The 15785-nt window shown below is 65.6% G+C and carries 15 protein-coding genes; 10 read left to right on the top strand and 5 right to left on the bottom strand.

What is annotated here, in order from left to right; genetic code table 11:
• Positions 1-3 precede the first annotated feature (3 nt).
• The 9 genes from AC07VH_RS11020 to AC07VH_RS10980 all read left to right on the top strand — a co-directional run bounded on the left by AC07VH_RS11020 (position 4) and on the right by AC07VH_RS10980 (position 8530).
• Positions 4-2388: an MMPL family transporter gene (locus AC07VH_RS11020; protein WP_494789438.1), complete on the top strand. Its 2385-nt coding sequence runs from the start codon at positions 4-6 to the stop codon at positions 2386-2388.
• Positions 2388-2942: a DUF3261 domain-containing protein gene (locus tag AC07VH_RS11015; protein WP_494789428.1), complete on the top strand. Its 555-nt coding sequence runs from the start codon at positions 2388-2390 to the stop codon at positions 2940-2942. The genes AC07VH_RS11020 and AC07VH_RS11015 overlap by 1 nt, the downstream gene beginning before the upstream one ends.
• Positions 2943-4133 carry a beta-ketoacyl-ACP synthase gene (locus tag AC07VH_RS11010; RefSeq protein WP_494789427.1) on the top strand — a complete coding sequence of 397 codons (1191 nt, stop codon included), beginning with the start codon at positions 2943-2945 and terminating at the stop codon, positions 4131-4133.
• Positions 4130-4603: a hotdog family protein gene (locus AC07VH_RS11005; protein WP_494789426.1), complete on the top strand. Its 474-nt coding sequence runs from the start codon at positions 4130-4132 to the stop codon at positions 4601-4603. The genes AC07VH_RS11010 and AC07VH_RS11005 overlap by 4 nt, the downstream gene beginning before the upstream one ends.
• Positions 4596-5321: a 3-oxoacyl-ACP reductase FabG gene (gene fabG, locus AC07VH_RS11000; RefSeq protein ID WP_374106824.1), complete on the top strand. Its 726-nt coding sequence runs from the start codon at positions 4596-4598 to the stop codon at positions 5319-5321. The genes AC07VH_RS11005 and fabG overlap by 8 nt, the downstream gene beginning before the upstream one ends.
• Entirely contained in the window at positions 5318-6550 is a 1233-nt protein-coding gene (locus AC07VH_RS10995; protein WP_494789425.1) for a beta-ketoacyl-ACP synthase, read from the top strand. Before fabG ends, AC07VH_RS10995 begins: the two co-directional genes overlap by 4 nt.
• 73 nt (positions 6551-6623) lie before the next feature.
• Positions 6624-7073 (top strand): excinuclease ATPase subunit, encoded by a 450-nt coding sequence (locus AC07VH_RS10990; protein ID WP_475415527.1) that lies wholly within the window; start codon positions 6624-6626, stop codon positions 7071-7073.
• A 103-nt stretch (positions 7074-7176) separates the two neighbouring features.
• A complete protein-coding gene (locus AC07VH_RS10985) occupies positions 7177-7773 on the top strand; it encodes a hypothetical protein (RefSeq protein WP_475415526.1) in 597 nt (198 codons plus the stop codon).
• A gap of 133 nt (positions 7774-7906) precedes the next feature.
• Positions 7907-8530, top strand: a complete 624-nt coding sequence (locus AC07VH_RS10980; protein ID WP_475415525.1) for a 4'-phosphopantetheinyl transferase family protein — start codon at positions 7907-7909, stop codon at positions 8528-8530.
• Here AC07VH_RS10980 and AC07VH_RS10975 read toward each other — a convergent pair.
• From AC07VH_RS10975 to AC07VH_RS10965, 3 genes are read right to left on the bottom strand one after another with little or no spacing between them, the layout of a single operon-like run.
• A complete protein-coding gene (locus AC07VH_RS10975; protein ID WP_494789424.1) occupies positions 8527-9312 on the bottom strand; it encodes a DUF2145 domain-containing protein in 786 nt (261 codons plus the stop codon). The two genes, AC07VH_RS10980 and AC07VH_RS10975, sit on opposite strands and share 4 nt — an antisense overlap.
• A gap of 5 nt (positions 9313-9317) precedes the next feature.
• Positions 9318-9731, bottom strand: coding sequence for a hypothetical protein (locus tag AC07VH_RS10970; RefSeq protein WP_494789423.1), 414 nt, complete (start codon positions 9729-9731; stop codon positions 9318-9320).
• A gap of 23 nt (positions 9732-9754) precedes the next feature.
• Positions 9755-10177 (bottom strand): hypothetical protein, encoded by a 423-nt coding sequence (locus AC07VH_RS10965; protein ID WP_475415522.1) that lies wholly within the window; start codon positions 10175-10177, stop codon positions 9755-9757.
• Positions 10178-10337: 160 nt separating this feature from the next.
• Here AC07VH_RS10965 and AC07VH_RS10960 point away from each other — a divergent pair, with 160 nt between their 5' ends.
• The gene (locus AC07VH_RS10960; RefSeq protein WP_475415521.1) at positions 10338-11081 is read left to right on the top strand and encodes a helix-turn-helix domain-containing protein; all 744 of its coding nucleotides are present in this window, start codon (positions 10338-10340) and stop codon (positions 11079-11081) included.
• Positions 11082-11106: 25 nt separating this feature from the next.
• Here the strand turns inward: AC07VH_RS10960 and AC07VH_RS10955 are convergent, their stop codons facing one another.
• Together AC07VH_RS10955 and AC07VH_RS10950 are read right to left on the bottom strand one after the other, a co-directional pair.
• Positions 11107-12561, bottom strand: a complete 1455-nt coding sequence (locus tag AC07VH_RS10955) for a DUF3999 family protein (protein WP_494789422.1) — start codon at positions 12559-12561, stop codon at positions 11107-11109.
• Entirely contained in the window at positions 12558-15734 is a 3177-nt protein-coding gene (locus AC07VH_RS10950; protein ID WP_494789421.1) for a DUF2339 domain-containing protein, read from the bottom strand. The genes AC07VH_RS10955 and AC07VH_RS10950 overlap by 4 nt, the downstream gene beginning before the upstream one ends.
• Positions 15735-15785: the final 51 nt, after the last annotated feature.

Here is a 15785-nt window from a genome sequence, read left to right as displayed (position 1 = left end):
TCCCTGACGAACCGCGGCCGCAACGCCGGGCGCCTGCTGGCCATCGCCTGGGCGCTGGTGGTGGCGCTGCTGCTGGCGCATAACGCCTATCTGTGGCTGGGCAAGCGCATCGCGCCGGAAACCGACATCCTGGCCTTGCTGCCGGTGCAGGAGCGCGATCCGGTGCTGCAGGCGTCGTTTACGCACATGGTCGACGCGGCGCAGCAGCGCGTAGTGGTGCTGGTCGGCGCGCCCGACTGGGCCGATGCGAAGCGAGCGGCCGATGCCTACAGCGCCGTGCTGGCGCGCCATGCGGGCCTGTTCCGGTCCACGCCGCTCGACGAGCAGACGCAGAACGACTGGCTGGCGTTGTTCCAGCAGCACCGGTTGACCTTGCTGACGGCGCCGCAGGAAACGCAGCTGCGCCAGGAATCACCCGCGTTTTGGCGTGATTCGGCGTTGAGTCAGCTCTACAGTCCTTTCGGCGGGCCGAAACTTGGCGCCTGGCAGGACGATCCCTTTGGCCTGTTCGGCGGCTGGGTGCAGGAGCGCGCACAGGAAACGCCCGTGCGTCCGCGCGACGGCCATTTGTTCGTCGCCGACGGCGAGCGCCAGTATGTGCTGCTGCCGATGACCTTGAGCCTGCCCGCCTTTTCGCTGGGTGCGCAGGAAAGCGTGTTGCCCGCGCTGGCACAAGCCGAAGCGGCGGCGCGGCAGGCCATGCCTGGCGTGGAAATCATCAGCGCGGGCGTGATCCTGCATGCGGCGGCCGCCAGCAGCCAGGCGGCAGGCGAAATGTCGACCATCGGCCTGGGGTCTCTGGCCGGCATCATCCTGCTGACGTGGTTCACCTTCCGCTCGTTCAAGCCGATCTCGCTGATCCTGCTGTCGATCAGCATCGGCTGCCTGGGTTCCCTGTCCGTGTGCTGGCTGCTGTTTGGCAAAATACACCTGATGACATTGGTCTTTGGCGCCAGCCTGATTGGCGTGGCGCAGGACTACGGGATTTATTTCCTGTGCAACCGCCTGGGCGCAGATCCGGCGCTCGATTCGCGCACCTTGCTGCGCCGTTTGCTGCCGGGCCTGTGCCTGACCCTGCTGGCCGCCGTCATCGGCTACATGGGTCTGGCTCTGACGCCATTTCCCGGCTTGCGCCATATGGCCGTATTTTCCGCCCTGGGCCTGGTGTTTGCCTGGCTGACGGTGGTGTTCTGGTTCCCCGCGCTGGTCAAAGGCGGCACCTTGAAGAGCGGCGCGCTGGTCAAACAGTATGGCGTGGCGCGCGCGCGCTGGCCGTTGTTGCGGGCCAACCGCGCCACCCTGGTGGGCGGCGTGCTGTTTGCCCTGTTTGCGCTCTTCGGCGTCAGCCGCCTGGACGTTAATGACGATATCCGCTTGCTGCAAACGCCGCCCGCGCACCTGATACGCGACCAGATCAAATTGAGCAAATTGCTCGATGGCCCCACTCCGGTGCAGTTTTACCTGGTGCGCGGCGACAGCGCGGAAGCCGTGCTGCAGCGCGAGGAAACGTTGAAACAGCGCCTGCTGCCGCTGATCGCACAAAAGCACATCAGCGGCTACCAGGCCATGTCGAACTGGGTGCCGTCGCTGCAGACGCAGGCGGCGCGGCGCACGCTGCTCGAGACGGCCATCCTGCAGCCGGGTGCCGCGCTCGACTTGCTGGCGCAGTCCGTCGACGAAGGCCCCGAGTGGGCCGGCAAGGTGCGCGCGCAATTGGCGCAAGCCGGTGCGCCGCTGTCGATCGACGCCTTCCTGAAGGTGCCGGCCAGCGAGCCATGGCGCCACCTGTGGCTGGGCAAGGTCGAAGGCGGCTATGCCTCCATCGTCGCCTTGCGCGGCATGCAGTATGCGGCCATTCCCCTGCTGGCGCAGGCGGGCGAGGGCATGCCCGGGGTGCAGTGGGTCGACAAGGTGAGTGAAATTTCCTCGGTGCTGGGCCGTTACCGCGTCTATATGGGCGCCGTGGTGCTGGGCGCCTACCTGGTGGTCTTCGGCTTGCTGCTGCCCCGTTACCGGCGCCGCACCTGGCGCGTACTGGCGCCCACGGCCCTGGCCAGCGTGGCGGTCCTGGCCTTGCTCGGCTATTTGAACCTGCCGCTACAGCTGTTCCACGTGCTCGCACTGATGCTGCTGCTGGGCGTGGGCGTCGATTACGGCATCTTCATGCAGGAGCACCCTGACCGCCGCAACGATACGCCATGGCTGGCCGTGGGTCTGTCGGCGGCGAATACCATTCTGTCTTTCGGCTTGCTGGCCCTGAGCAAGACAGCTGCATTGCAGGCATTTGGCCTGACCATGCTGATCGGCACGGCGCTGGTATGGCTGCTGTCGCCGTGCTTTGCCGAAGCCGATAACCGTAGCGCGGCTGATGCCGCAGGAGAAATCTGATGTTTTTGCACTGTCAACGATGGGCGCCGGCATTGCTGCTGGCGCTTGCGGGCTGCGCCAGCATGCCGCCTTCGGCACCCGCACGCCTTGGCCTGAAACTGGCGCCGCAGGCGCTGGGTGCCACGGTCAGCGTGCAGCAGCACCTGGTAGTCGAACGGGCGGGGCGCATCGATGAACTCGATGCGGCGCTGGAGGTGGAGCCGTCGCATCTCGATCTGGTGGGACTGGCGTTTGGCCAGCGCGTGCTATCACTGCATTTCGACGGCAAGGACATGACGTCATGGCGCCACCTGATGCTGCCGGCGCAGGTGCGCGCCGAGGACGTGCTGGAAGACATGCAGCTGACCCTGTGGCCGCGTGAGGCGATCGCGCAAGCCCTGCCGGCCGGCTGGCGCATCGAGGACAGCGGCCTGCGGCGCACCCTGTTCCTGCATGACGAGGCGGTGACGGTGATCGACTACAGCGGCATGCCGCGCTGGAGCGGTACGGTGGTGCTCGACAACCTGCGCTACCGCTATCGCCTGACGATACAGAATGCTCCGGAAGGAAGTTGAATGACTGGCTTGACTGTGTACCTGAATGACTGCGGCATCGTCTGCGCGCTGGGCGCCAGCCGCGAAGAGGTGCGCGCGCGCCTGTTTGCCGCGGATAGCGGTGTGGTACCCGTCGATACCTACACGCCGGGGCGCTTTCTGCCGCTGGGCGTGGTCGATGCGGCCTTGCCATCGGCGGCGCATCACTGCATCGCCGCGCGCAGCCGCAATAACCGGATGGCGCTGGCGGCGCTGGCGCAGATCCGCCCGGCCGTGGAGCAGTCCATCACCCGCTACGGCGCGGACCGCGTGGCCGTGGTGATCGGCACGAGTACTTCGGGCATTGCAGAGACGGAAGGCGCGATCGGCCGGCATATGGCGGGCGACGGCTTGCCTGGCACCTTCCACTATGGCCAGCAGGAGATGGCGTCGCCGGCATTGATGCTGGCCGAGGAACTGGGTATCGATGGCCCGGCCCTCGTGCATTCGAGCGCCTGTTCGTCGAGCGCGAAGGCGATGGCCAGCGCGGCGCGCATGATCCGCATGGGCCTGTGCGACGCCGTGCTGACGGGAGGCGTCGATACCCTGTGCGGCTTTACCGTGGCCGGTTTCTCCGCTCTGGCGTCTGTCAGCGCGCGGCGTTGCAACCCACTGGGCGCGAACCGCGACGGCATCAATATCGGCGAGGGGGCTGCCCTGTTCCTGATGACGGCGCAACCGGCCAGTGTGGCCTTGCGCGGCTGGGGCGAGTCGTCCGATGGCCATCACATGTCGGCGCCGGATCCCGCAGGCGGCGGCGCGCGGCTGGCCATCGCCCAGGCACTCGCGCGCGCGGGCGTCACGGCATCGGAAATCGACTATGTGAACCTGCATGGCACGGCCACGCCGCAGAACGATGCGATGGAAGCGCGCGTAGTGTCCGACCTGTTCGGCGCCACGGCGATGAGCAGCTCCACCAAGCCGCTGACAGGCCATGCGCTGGGCGCGGCGGCGGCCATCGAGGCGGCGCTGTGCTGGCTGGCGATGCAGGACGATAACGCCGAGGGCTTGCTGCCGCCGCACCTGTGGGATGGCGTGCCTGACGAATCGCTGCCGCCGCTGCGCCTGGCCTTGCCCGGCGCGCGACTGGGGCGTCCGCTCGACTGGGCACTGAGCAATTCGTTTGCCTTCGGCGGCTCGAACGCCGCCCTGCTGTTCGGGAGGGGAGCATGAGTTTTCCACCTATTCGCGAGCTGGTGCCCCATTCCGGCGCCATGGTGCTGCTCGACCGGGTGTTGTCGGCCGATGCGGAAAACCTGTGCGCCGAAGTGGCCATCCACGCCGGCAGCGTGTTTTATGAGGCGACATCGGCAGGCGTGGGCAGCTGGGTCGGCATCGAATACATGGCGCAGGCGATCGCCGCGCATGCGGGCTACCTGGCGCGGCTGGCCGGCGCGCCCGTGAAGATCGGTTTTTTGCTGGGGGCGCGGCGCTACGAAGCGCAGTTGCCCCTGTTTGTGGATGGCAGCGTGCTGCAGGTGCATGTGCAGCAGGCCTTGCAGGGCGAGAATGGACTGGGCGCGTTCGAGTGCCGTATCGAGATGGCGGGCGCCGTGCTGGCGCAGGCGACGATTACGGTATTCCAGCCCGAAGATGCAAAGCAATTTCTGCAGGAGAGTATGAATGGAGCGCAGCATGAGTAAAAGTGTATTGGTGACGGGATCGTCGCGCGGCATCGGCAAGGCTATCGCCTTGCGGCTGGCGCGCGACGGTTTTGACGTGGTGCTGCATTGCCGCAGCGCGCGCGGCGAAGCCGACGCGGTGGCGCAGCAGGTACAGGCTATGGGACGCGCGGCGCGCGTGCTGCAGTTCGATATCGGCGACCGTGCCGCGGCTGCTGCCGCGCTGGAAGCGGACATCGCCGAACATGGCTGCTATTACGGCGTCGTGTGCAACGCCGGCGTGGCGCGCGACAATGCGTTTCCCGCCATGTCGGGCGAAGACTGGGACATCGTCCTGCAGACCAACCTCGATGGTTTCTATAATGTGCTGAACCCTCTGGTGATGCCGATGGTACAGCGCCGCAAACCGGGGCGCATCGTCACCATGGCGTCCGTTTCCGGCCTGATCGGCAACCGGGGACAAGTCAATTACAGCGCCGCCAAGGCCGGCATCATCGGCGCCACCAAGGCGCTGGCGCTGGAACTGGCCAAGCGCGCCATCACCGTCAACTGCGTGGCGCCGGGCCTGATCGAGACGGACATGATCAGCGAGGTGCCGCTCGACGAAGCGTTGAAGATGATTCCCGCACGCAGAGTCGGCACGCCGGAAGAGGTGGCCGCCGCCGTCAGTTTTCTCGTCGGCGAGGAAGCGGGCTATATCACGCGCCAGGTCATTTCCGTCAATGGAGGCATGGCATGAGCCGCCGGGTCGCAGTGACCGGCATGGCCGGCATCAGCCCGATCGGCAATGACTGGCCGGCCATCCGCCAGCGCCTGGGCGAGTACCGCAACGCCGTCGTGCGCATGGACGAATGGGCCGATTACGAAGGCTTGAATACGCAACTGGGCGCGCCGGCCGCGCCGTTCGCGCTGACGGACCGCTACAACCGCAAGGCCATGCGCAGCATGGGACGCATCGCGCTGATGGCCACGCGCGCCAGCGAATTGGCGCTGGAACACGCGGGCCTGGCCGGACACCCCGTGGTCAAAGGCGGGCAGATGGGCATTTCCTTCGGTTCGTCCGCCGGCACGCCCAGCGCCATCGGCGACTTTGGCCGCATGATGGAAGAGCGCACCACCAAGGGCATCAACGCCACCACCTACATCAAGATGATGGCGCACACGGCGCCCGTCAACATCGGCGTGTTTTTCGGCGTCACGGGAAGGGTGATTACCACCTCGAGCGCCTGCACCTCGGGCAGCCAGGGTATCGGCTACGCCTACGAGGCGATCGCCGGCGGCAAGCAGCTGGCGATGATCGCCGGCGGCGCCGAAGAACTGTGCGCCACCGAGGCGGCCGTCTTCGATACCCTGTTCGCCACCAGCACGCGCAATGACGACGGCCACACGACGCCGCGCCCGTTCGACGCCAGCCGCGATGGCCTGGTCATCGGCGAGGGCGCCGGCTGCCTGATCCTGGAAGAATTCGAGCACGCGCAGGCGCGCGGCGCCGCCATCCACGCGGAACTGGTGGGCTTCGGCACGAACAGCGATGGCTGCCACGTGACCCAGCCCAACGCCGCCACCATGCGCCAGGCGATGCTGCTGGCGCTGGCCGACGCGGGACTGCAGCCGTCCGACATCGGCTACATCAACGCGCACGGCACCGGCACGCAGCAGGGCGATATCGCCGAATCGCAAGCCACGTTCGAGGTGTTTGGCGCGCATACCCCTATCAGCTCCCTGAAGAGCTACATGGGCCACACCCTGGGCGCCTGCGGCGCGCTGGAAGCGTGGATCAGCATCGAGATGATGCGCGAAGGCTGGTTTGCCCCCACCATCAATTTGCAGCAGGTCGACCCGCAATGCGCGCCGCTCGACTACATCGCCGGCGAAGGCCGGGCTATCGAATGCGAGTATGTGATGTCGAATAATTTTGCCTTTGGCGGCATTAACACGTCGCTCATCTTCAAGCGTTACCGGCCGTGAAGTCCGTTTGTTCTGGCGCAATTGGCAAGTGTGGCTCCTTTTTTACTATCTTTAACTTATCGAGGAAAACAGCATGAAAAAAATGATGATCCTGGCGTCAATGAGTGCAGCGCTGACGGTTATCTTGCCGGCACAGGCAGGCGATACCAAACACATGATGCCGATCGCCAATGCGATGTCCGCCAACGATGCCCAGGCCCGGCTTGGCGATACCGTCAAATTCTACTTTGGCGACCAGGCAACGCCCCCGATTGCCACGCGCATCAGCAGCGACAAGACGAGCCAGAAAACCAATGGCGTCGGAAAATCGGCAGAAACCTCGTGCAACTGGGCCTTCCTGTCCGCCATGCTGGCACTGCAAAAGCGCGCCCAGTCGGTGGGCGCCGATGCCGTCGTCAATATCGTCAGCAATTACAAAAACATCGAAAATTCCAGCGCCACGGAATTCGAGTGCCACGAAGGCACGATGATGACGGGCGTGGCCTTGAAGGGTGAGTTCGTGAAGTTGAAGGCAAGTAAGTAAGCAGCAAAGAAGTAGCAGGGAAATCGTCCATATCGGTAACCGGCGCCCGCTTGCAGGAAGGCTGGCGCCTGGAAGCCATTCCAATAAAAAGTAGAAAGAGAATATGCAAAAAGTATCGAAAACTGTCGTCCTGGCTGGCGCGTTGCTGGCATTGACCATGTTGCAAGGCTGCGCCACGCGCATCAAGGCATCGTCGACGGCCAATCCGCCGCCGAGCGAGGCTTTCTCGTCGTTTGGCCGCATTGAAGTCAAGTCAACAGTCTTTGCCGAAGGCTACAAGGGCAACCAGGCCGCCATGGCGAAAATCGACGAGAATATCCGCAAGGACCTGGCCGAATCGCTGACCAGCTGGAATGCCGCCCCGGCCAATGGCCGCGTGCTGATCATCGAGCCTATCGTCGAAGAAATCCAGTTCAAGAGCGGCGCCAAGCGCGTATTCCTGGGACCATTGGCCGGCAGCTCCGGCGTGCGCATGCGCGTCATGATCCGCGACAACAAGGGCGCCCTGGTCGCGACGCCAGAGTTCTTCCAGCGCGCCGACGCGATGGCGGCCGGATTCACGTTTGGCGTGCACGATAACCTGATGCTGACCCGCATCGCCAACCTGACCAGCGCTTACATCAAGGCCAACTATGTACGTGCCGAAGGCGGCCCGACTGGCGCCGACAATAAAGCGGTCGAAGCAGCAATGACGAACTAAGATGGGCGCGGCGCGCAAGCGCCAGCAGACCTGCTGAGAATGGCAGCGCCGGGCAACCGCGCTGCCATTTTTTTTACCGCATGCATGCTGGCAATTTGTGGCAGACTGCGCCTTTACGTATCCAAATATTGTCATGCCACCAGCTTTCCCCGGTAACGGCGCCAGCATCTGGCTGCTCGATTCCCGCAGCATTGATCTCGCGGAGATCAGCCAATATGAAACGTGGCTGGGTGCGACGGAAGCGGCCCGTTATGCGCGGTTTGCGCGGCCGCTGCGGCGGCGCCAGTTCCTGCTCGGGCGCGCCTTGCTGCGAACGGCCATGGGACGGATGCTGGGGCTGTCTCCGGCGGCCATCGCGCTCGAGGAGCGTCCGGGCCAGGCGCCGCGGCTGCTGGCGCCCGCCGGCGGTCCCTACTTCAGTATTTCGCACAGCGGCCACTGGATCGCCTGCGCGCTGAGCGGTACTACGCGGCTGGGACTCGATATTGAGTTGCGCGACCCGCGGCGCGACGTGCTGGCGCTGGCGCGCCAGGCGTTTGGCGCGGCTGTGACCGCCGAGCTGGAAGGCTTGCCAGCGGATGAGCGGCTGGCGCTGTTCTGCCAGCGCTGGAGCGAGGCGGAGGCGCGCTACAAGCTGGGCATGGATGCGGCAAGCTGCGTGACCTTGGCGCATGCCGAGCTGTCCATCGTGCTGTGCAGCGCGGCGCCGCTGGCGCAGGCGCCCGACTTGTTATTGTCCGGCCTGACGCCAGACTAATTCCCCCGCACGACGATCTCCTGCACCTGCGGCTCGCGCTGGCGCATGAAGCGCACGATGGAGTCGACGGTGACGACGTCGATCTGGCGCGTCATGCGGCGCTCGAACGGGTGGTCGTCGAAGGCGATATTGGCGCGGAACATGCGCGCGCCCAGGCGCGTGGCGGCGGGGATGCTCAGCGTCTGCGGCGCGTAGCTGGCGCTGCGCAGCCAGCCTTGCGCTTCGGCGCGCGTCTCGATCTTGCCGGGTTCGTTGCTGGCGGCGGCCAGGGTTTCCAGCACCCACTGGTTCGAATTCTGGTACTTGGTGGAAAACGGGTAGGCCAGCATATTGTAGTGCGCCTCATGCAGGCGCTTGGGCGTGTTGCTGGTCAGCAGGCGCGCCAGTTGCTGCTGCGTATCCTGGGCGGGAATCAGGATCAGCGTTTCGTACATGAACACATCGTCCATGAAGAAATTGCCCAAGCCTTCGTTGTACAGCGACGATTGCGCCGTGCCGCATTCATTGAGTTCATGCACCACCAGCCAGCGGCCCTTCGGATGGTCGCGCCAGGCCAGCGCCATGTGCGAATAGCGCAAATGGTATTTCGACAGGTCCTGGCCGGCGCGCGCCAGCAGCGCCACCTGCGCGCCCGAAGCGTCGAGCGCCTGCAGGGTCTTTTGCGCCAGGTCCATCGATTTGACGAGGGTGGTCGCATCCGTTTGCTTTTCCTCGCACGAGCGCCCCGCATGGGCGGCACCGGCCAGGGCCAGGCTGAGAACAATGAGGGTAAGGCGTTTCATCGGGTTCACGCTTTCGAATGGTGGAGGATGGCATTGCCGGCCGCGTTCGGCACATAGGCGATGGCCTTGCCCGACAGCATCAGCATATGGCCCGTCGAGACGGCCACTACCTTGATGGCCGTGCCGGTCGCCAGCGACAGGCCTTGCGTGGCCTTCTGGCTCAGCTTGACGGAGGCCGTGGCCGCCTGCGAGGCACCGTTGGCCGCGCTTTTGAGCACGAGCACGCTGCCGTCGGCCACGTCTTCCACCTTGTCGATGACGATTTCACCGGCGGCGGCCAGCACCGACATGGAGCCGACCAGCACGATGGCCGAGGCCATGCTGGCGTTGTCGGACGCGTTGGTGGTGTCGGAGTTGGCCTGGGCCAGCGGCGCCAAGCTGGCGGCGCACAGCAGGGCGGTGGCGAGCAACTGTTTCATGGGATTTCCGTTCTTCATGGTGGTTACACTTTGGAGTGGTGCAGCAGCGCCTTGCCCAGTTCGTTCGGGATGAAGGCGATGGCCTTGCCGGACAGGACCAGCATATGGCCGGTGGACAGCGCCACCACGTTGACCACGGTGCCGGCCGCCAGCGACAGGCCCTTGGCCGCTTGCGTGCTCATCTGGATGGACGCGCCGCCCGCCTCGGAAGCGCCTTTCAGCACGATGACGATGCCTTCGCCCACCGTTTCCACGCTGGCAACGACCACCTGGCCGGAGGCGACCAGCATCGACATGGAGCCGGCGACGACGATGGCGGAACCCTGGCTGAGGTTTTGCGAGCCTTTCGACAGGTTCTCCGAGGCGGCGGCGTGGACCAGGCCGGGAGCGGCCGCGGAGAGCGTCAACAGCGACAGGGACAGGCAGAGGGGCAGCAGGCGTTTCATGTGTTTCTCCTTCAAGTGTGCCAAGTGGCAACGCCATCATTGTAGACTGTGGGCAATTGGTCAATGAAAACGCTACTCGTAGCGGGCAGGCATACCGCAGGTAGCGTATTGCGCTACTTTTTTGCCGCCGGAACCGATGCTATTTTTATAAAGGAAGTGCATGCCGCAAACCCACGCCCTGATCGAGGCCCTGAAACGCCTGTTGAAGGCGCGCGCCGTCACGTATGCCGAGCTGGCCCAGCGCATCGGCGTGTCCGAAGCCAGCGTCAAGCGGATGTTTTCGCAGAAACAATTTACCCTGCAGCGGCTGGACCAGATCCTGGTGGCCGTCGGCAGCGATTTCCAGCAGCTGGCGCTGGCCGTGCAGTCAGCCCAGGCGGCGCCCACCCTGATCACGGGCCTGACGTATGCGCAGGAAAAGGAAATCCTCGAGGACACCCGGCTATTCGTGGTGGCCGTCTCCGCCCTGAACCTGCTGCCGCTGGAACAGATCGTCGCCATCTACGACATCAGCGAAGCGCAAGCCGTGAAATACCTGCTGCGCCTCGACAAGATCGGTTTCCTGGAACTGCTGCCGAATAACCGGGTCAAACTGCTGGTGGCGCGCACGTTTGCGTGGATACCGAACGGTCCCATCCACACGTATTTCAAAAAGGAAGCCTATGGCGACTATTTGAATTCGCAGTTCGATGGCGAAACGGAATTGCTGCGCCTGGTGAATGTGATGCTGTCGAAGAAATCGACGGCGGCCTTGCTGGAACGGCTGAAGCAAGTGGCGGTGGAATTTTCGCAGCAGCACCAGGAAGACGCGCGCTTGCCCGGCAACGAGCGCTTGGCCATCAGCTTCATGCTGGCGGCCCGTCCCTGGATGCCGCAGACGTTCAAGGCGCTGTTGCGGCAGTGAGTCGGCGAGTACCGCGCTCAAGCGGCTAAGGTTCCTGCTTGTCGGTACTGCCTTGCTCCTCTTTCATCTGCGTCAGCAAACGCCAGGCGAAAAAGCCCAGCACGCCCACGCCCAGCAACAGTGCCGCCCACAGTGCGGCCAGGTGCCACGGTGCCCCGTCCTTGGTGACGCGCGGGGGTGCCGCCGCGCCGGCGTTGGGCTGGAGCGGGCCGGCGCCGGCCGTCTTGAGTGCCAGCAGTTCGTCCGCCTTGAAGCCGGGCGCCACCTGCGACAGCGGCTGCGCGACGGCGGCGGCGTCGCTGTTTCCGAATGCCAGCTGGTAGGGCGGCTTGCCGCTGGCCAGGAAGACGACAGTGGCTGGTGTCCAGCCCAGGCGCAAGGCGGGCGCATTGCCGGCGGAGAGCGGGTGTTCCGGGGAGGTCTGCAATACCCATTCGCCGGTCTGCGTCACGGGCATGGCCAGATCGCCCGAGATCCGTTCCTTGCCATCGAGGCCGATGCGGTAAAACGTGGTGCTCAGCAGGGGATCGAAGTATGCGCCTTGCGCGGGACGCGCCTGCTGGCGCAGGTGCAGCCGGTGGCGGGGAACATAGCTGTTCTGGCGATACACGCCCAGGGTCACGGGCAGCGCCGTATTGGTCTGCGTCAATTGCAGGGCGATGCTGTCGGCGGGAATGGCGAGGGGCGTGGCGTAGCGCCATTCATTGTCCTGCTTGCCGGGCAAGCCTTGCAGCACGACGTTGGCGCGCGGCGCGGCGATGTCCGTTTCGCTGACGGCTTGCGCCGTGATCGCGGCAAAGGCCAGCGGCTCGCCCGCTTGCCAGCTCAGGCGTGCATAGCGAAACGCGCGCGGCGCAAAGGCGATGCTGTCGTTGGCCAGGGTTTGCGTGTCGCTGTTGCTGAGCCAATTCAGGGTGGTGGTGCCGATGGCGTCCCATTGCTTCAGGTCATCACTCACTTCCAGCAGCACTTGCGCGCTGTAATTGTCCGTGCGGGCCGGCGGCGTGAAGCGCAAGGCGGCGATGCGCCTGTCTTGCGTTTGCTTGCCCAGGTCGAGGATCAGCGCCTGCAGCGCCGCCGTGCTCGCTGCCGTGCCGGCGCGCGTGCTGACCGACAGCAAGCGGCCATCGTCGGCCGTGCGGATGTCGATGCCTTGCAAGCCATCGCCAGTTGCCGGCGTGCCCGTCACGGGGAAGATACGGGCTGGAATGTTCGTGCGCTGCGTGGCCGATTGCGCGGGCTGCGCGCCGATGGCATAGGCCAGGCGCTTGCCGTCGGCGTCGAACAGGCGCAGGTCGGCCAGGCTGGCCGAGCTGGCGTGCAGGTACACTTCCCTGGGCAACGCCAGCTGGACGATGCCCGCGCCGGCTGGCGACTGGATGGGCATGCTCCAGCGATAGTCCAGCGGCCGGTCCTGGCCAGGCGCGGCCAGCGCCGCGCCTGCCATCAACATGATGCCGAACATGGGTGTGGTTTTCATGTTGCTCCCGCTTGGGGTTCGGCTGGCGCTGGCGCGGCAGCCTTGGGGAAGGGGGCCAGGTAGCCGATCAAGACCATCAGCAAGCCGACACCCACGAAAGACACGATGCGTTCGATGCCGCCCACGTTCGACAGATCGATCAGGAACAGCTTCAGGACAACCATTCCCAGCAGTACGGCGCCCATGCTCCATTGCTGGCGCCGCTGTTGGCGGGCCGCATGGCGCATCAGCAGCAGGGCCGTGACGCTCCACACCAGCGACAGCATCGCTTGCACGAACTGCGAGGCCAGCATGGCGTCAAAGGTGTAGGGCACGCCCAGGTAGTGCGACACCGTGCGCAGCAGCATCAGGTTGAACCAGCCGTACAGCAAGCACGCGGCCACGACGGGCAAGCGCGCTTGCCACAGGGACGGCAGGGGGATCTGGCCGGCCGGGAATAAACGGTAGCTGGCGATGGCCAGCAGGACGGCAAAGCCCGTGCTCAAGTCCAGAGGATTGAGCAGCGGCAAGTAGGGCAGCGGCGCCATGGCGCCGTCATCGACAATATTCCATGCGGCGATCAGCAGCAGCGACCACAGGGCGCCCAGCGGTATCAGGGTGCGCTGGTACCACGCGTCAAGCGGCGCCACCGGCCAGGCGCCGGCGCGGCAGCGGCGGATCAGCCAGGCCAGTGCCAGCATCATGGCCCAGGCCGGCAAGTAGCGGGCCCAGGCGGGGCTGACGCTATCTTCATGCTGTGCCAGCCAGGCGCCGACGTGCATGGCGCCCACGGGCCACAGCATCAGCCACGGCGCCGCCGTGCGGACGGTATGCAACAGGCGCAGCGCACGCACGTCGAGTTGCCTGCCGGCCTTGGGCCAGGCCAGCAGCAGGTATTCGCCGGCCGCCAGGGCGCCAGCCAGCGCCAGCCAGCTCAAGCCCGTCGGCAGGTAGTCGCGCACATACAGCGCCAGCAGCATGTTGGCGCTCCACAGGCCCAGGCCGATCCAGGTGGCTACGGTGAACCAGCGCAGCTGCGGCCAATCGAGGCGCCGCGCCAGGATGGCGAACAAGGGCGTCGTGACGCACACGGCGATCAGGTACAGCGCCAGCCAGTGCTCGCCCGCGTGCGGCTGCAGTTCCAGGTTGCCGTCGATCAGGCGCAGCAGCCAGCTGGTGAAGGCCATGAGGATGGCGGCAAACCACAGCAAGCTGCTCCACACCAGCAGGGGACGCGCTGCCAGCGCCAGCAGCGCGTCGCCGCCGCGCGCGCGCAGCGCCAGGAAACGGGCGCTGGCAAAGGCGGCGGCGCCCAGCAGCAGGGCGCTGAGGAAGGAGCCGCCGAACAGGCTGGCCGGGTGCTGGTCCCAGGCCCAGCTGGCGCGGCTGAGCATGACCATGCCTGCCAGTACCTGCACGGCCAGCAGCAGGGCGCGCGGCGCATGCCATTGTTCGCGCCGCGCCAGCGCCGCCAGCAGGGCCGCCACTGCCAGCGCGCTGACGGTCAGCAGATTCAGTTGCGTGATGGCATCCGTGCGCAGCAGGATTTCACTCCAGATGCCGCCCAGCAGCCAGACCGTGGCGGCCGTCAGGAACAGCACGGACATGCTGCTCATGAACTCCGGATGCAAGTGGCTGCCGTGGCGGCGGAAATTGTAGGCCATCACCAGCGCAGCGGCGGCCAGCAGCGCGCAGCCGAGCCAGATGTTGGCCTGCAGGGCCGATGCCGTATCGAGTTCCTGCATGGCGGTGAGGAAGGCAAGCCAGGCGGCCCCCTGCACCAGCAGGCCGAAGGCCCAGGCCAGGGTCTGGCGCTGGCGCAATCCGACCCAGACGATGCCCGCGCCTTCCAGCGCCCAGGCGGCCGACGTCCAGCGGCCATCGAGGGCGAACGGGATGGCCAGGGTGCCAAAGACGATGCCCAGCGCGAGGAAGGCTTCGGCCAGCAGTTTGAAACCGTTCCTGCGCCACAGGGCCACGGCCAGGCCCGTGTAGGCCAAACCGGCGACCAGGGCGGAAAACGCCAGGCCAAATTTAAAATTCCAGACCAGGCTGTATTGCAGGCCCATGGCCGCCAGCGGCGTGCCGAACACGAGCGTGCCATCCACGTAGTGTTTCAGGCGCGGCGCCTGGCGTGCGCAGTAGGCGATCGCGATGCCGATATAGAACAGCACGAACAGGATCAAAAACAGTTGCGTCGACAGGTAGTGCTCGGGTGTGTAGCGCAGCAGACCCCAGGTGGTGGCGACGACGAAGGTGAAGCCAAAGCTCAGCACATTCAGCACGCGCCAGGCGCGTTGCAGGGCGATGGCGAAGACGCCCGCATTGAGCAGCGCGTAATAGCTGAACAGGCCGATATGGTTGCCGCTGCCCGTCGACACGAGCAGGGGCACGGCAAAGCCGCCGACGATGCCGAAGACGGCCAGCCAGACGGCGTTTTGCAGCACGGCCAGCAGACACGTGAACGCCGTCAGCACGAACAGCACGGCAAACGCCAGGCCCGCCGGGATCAGTTCATACAGGCGGAAGGCGCCGAACGTCACCAGCATCAATATCGCCAGCGCCGTGCCCTGCAGCGGCAGGCTGATGCCGGGACGCTTGACGCGGATGCGCCAGGCCCAGGCCAGCAGGGCGATGTCGGCCAGCGCGATGCCGGCCAGGCGCAGCTCGATGGGCAGCGTGACCTGCGCCGACACGTATTTGAGCAGGAAGCTGACGCCGAGGAAGAGGATCAATAAACCCAGCTTGGCGACCAGGTTGCCGGTAAACAGCCAGTTCTTCGCCTTGGCAAACAGGCCATCCGGGCGCGCGATCCAGGACGGGGTGTTGGTGGCGGCGGATGCTGGTTTGGCAGGCGCCGGCGCGGTAGGCGGCGCAGGCCTGGGCGGGGCTGCCGCCGGCACTGCCGGCGCGGCCTTTGCCAGTTCGAGCGGCTCGGTCATGGCCGCTTGCGGTGCCGGTGTCGGCGCGGAAACAGGCACAGGCGCCGGTACTGCACTCTCCTCGGCGGGCGGGGCAAGTGGCGCGTCGGCCTGGCCTTCCAGCGCTTGCAGGCGCTGCTGGATGCCGTTGACTTCCTTGCGTAGGCGCGCCGTCAGCAGCTCCAGGTCGGCCACCTTTCTGCGGTATTGCAATGCCTGCACAAAGGCGGCAATCAGCAAGCCAAGGATGAACAGCGTGATCAATCCAAACATGGAGTAGCTTTCCTGGAAGGGCAGGGCGAAGGCGCCCGAAGTATGCGCACA

The organism is Janthinobacterium sp. GW821-FHT03C10, assembly GCF_059420865.1.
The sequence above is the reverse complement of the archived record's forward strand: the minus strand, read 5'-3'. Positions and strand labels throughout refer to the sequence as shown.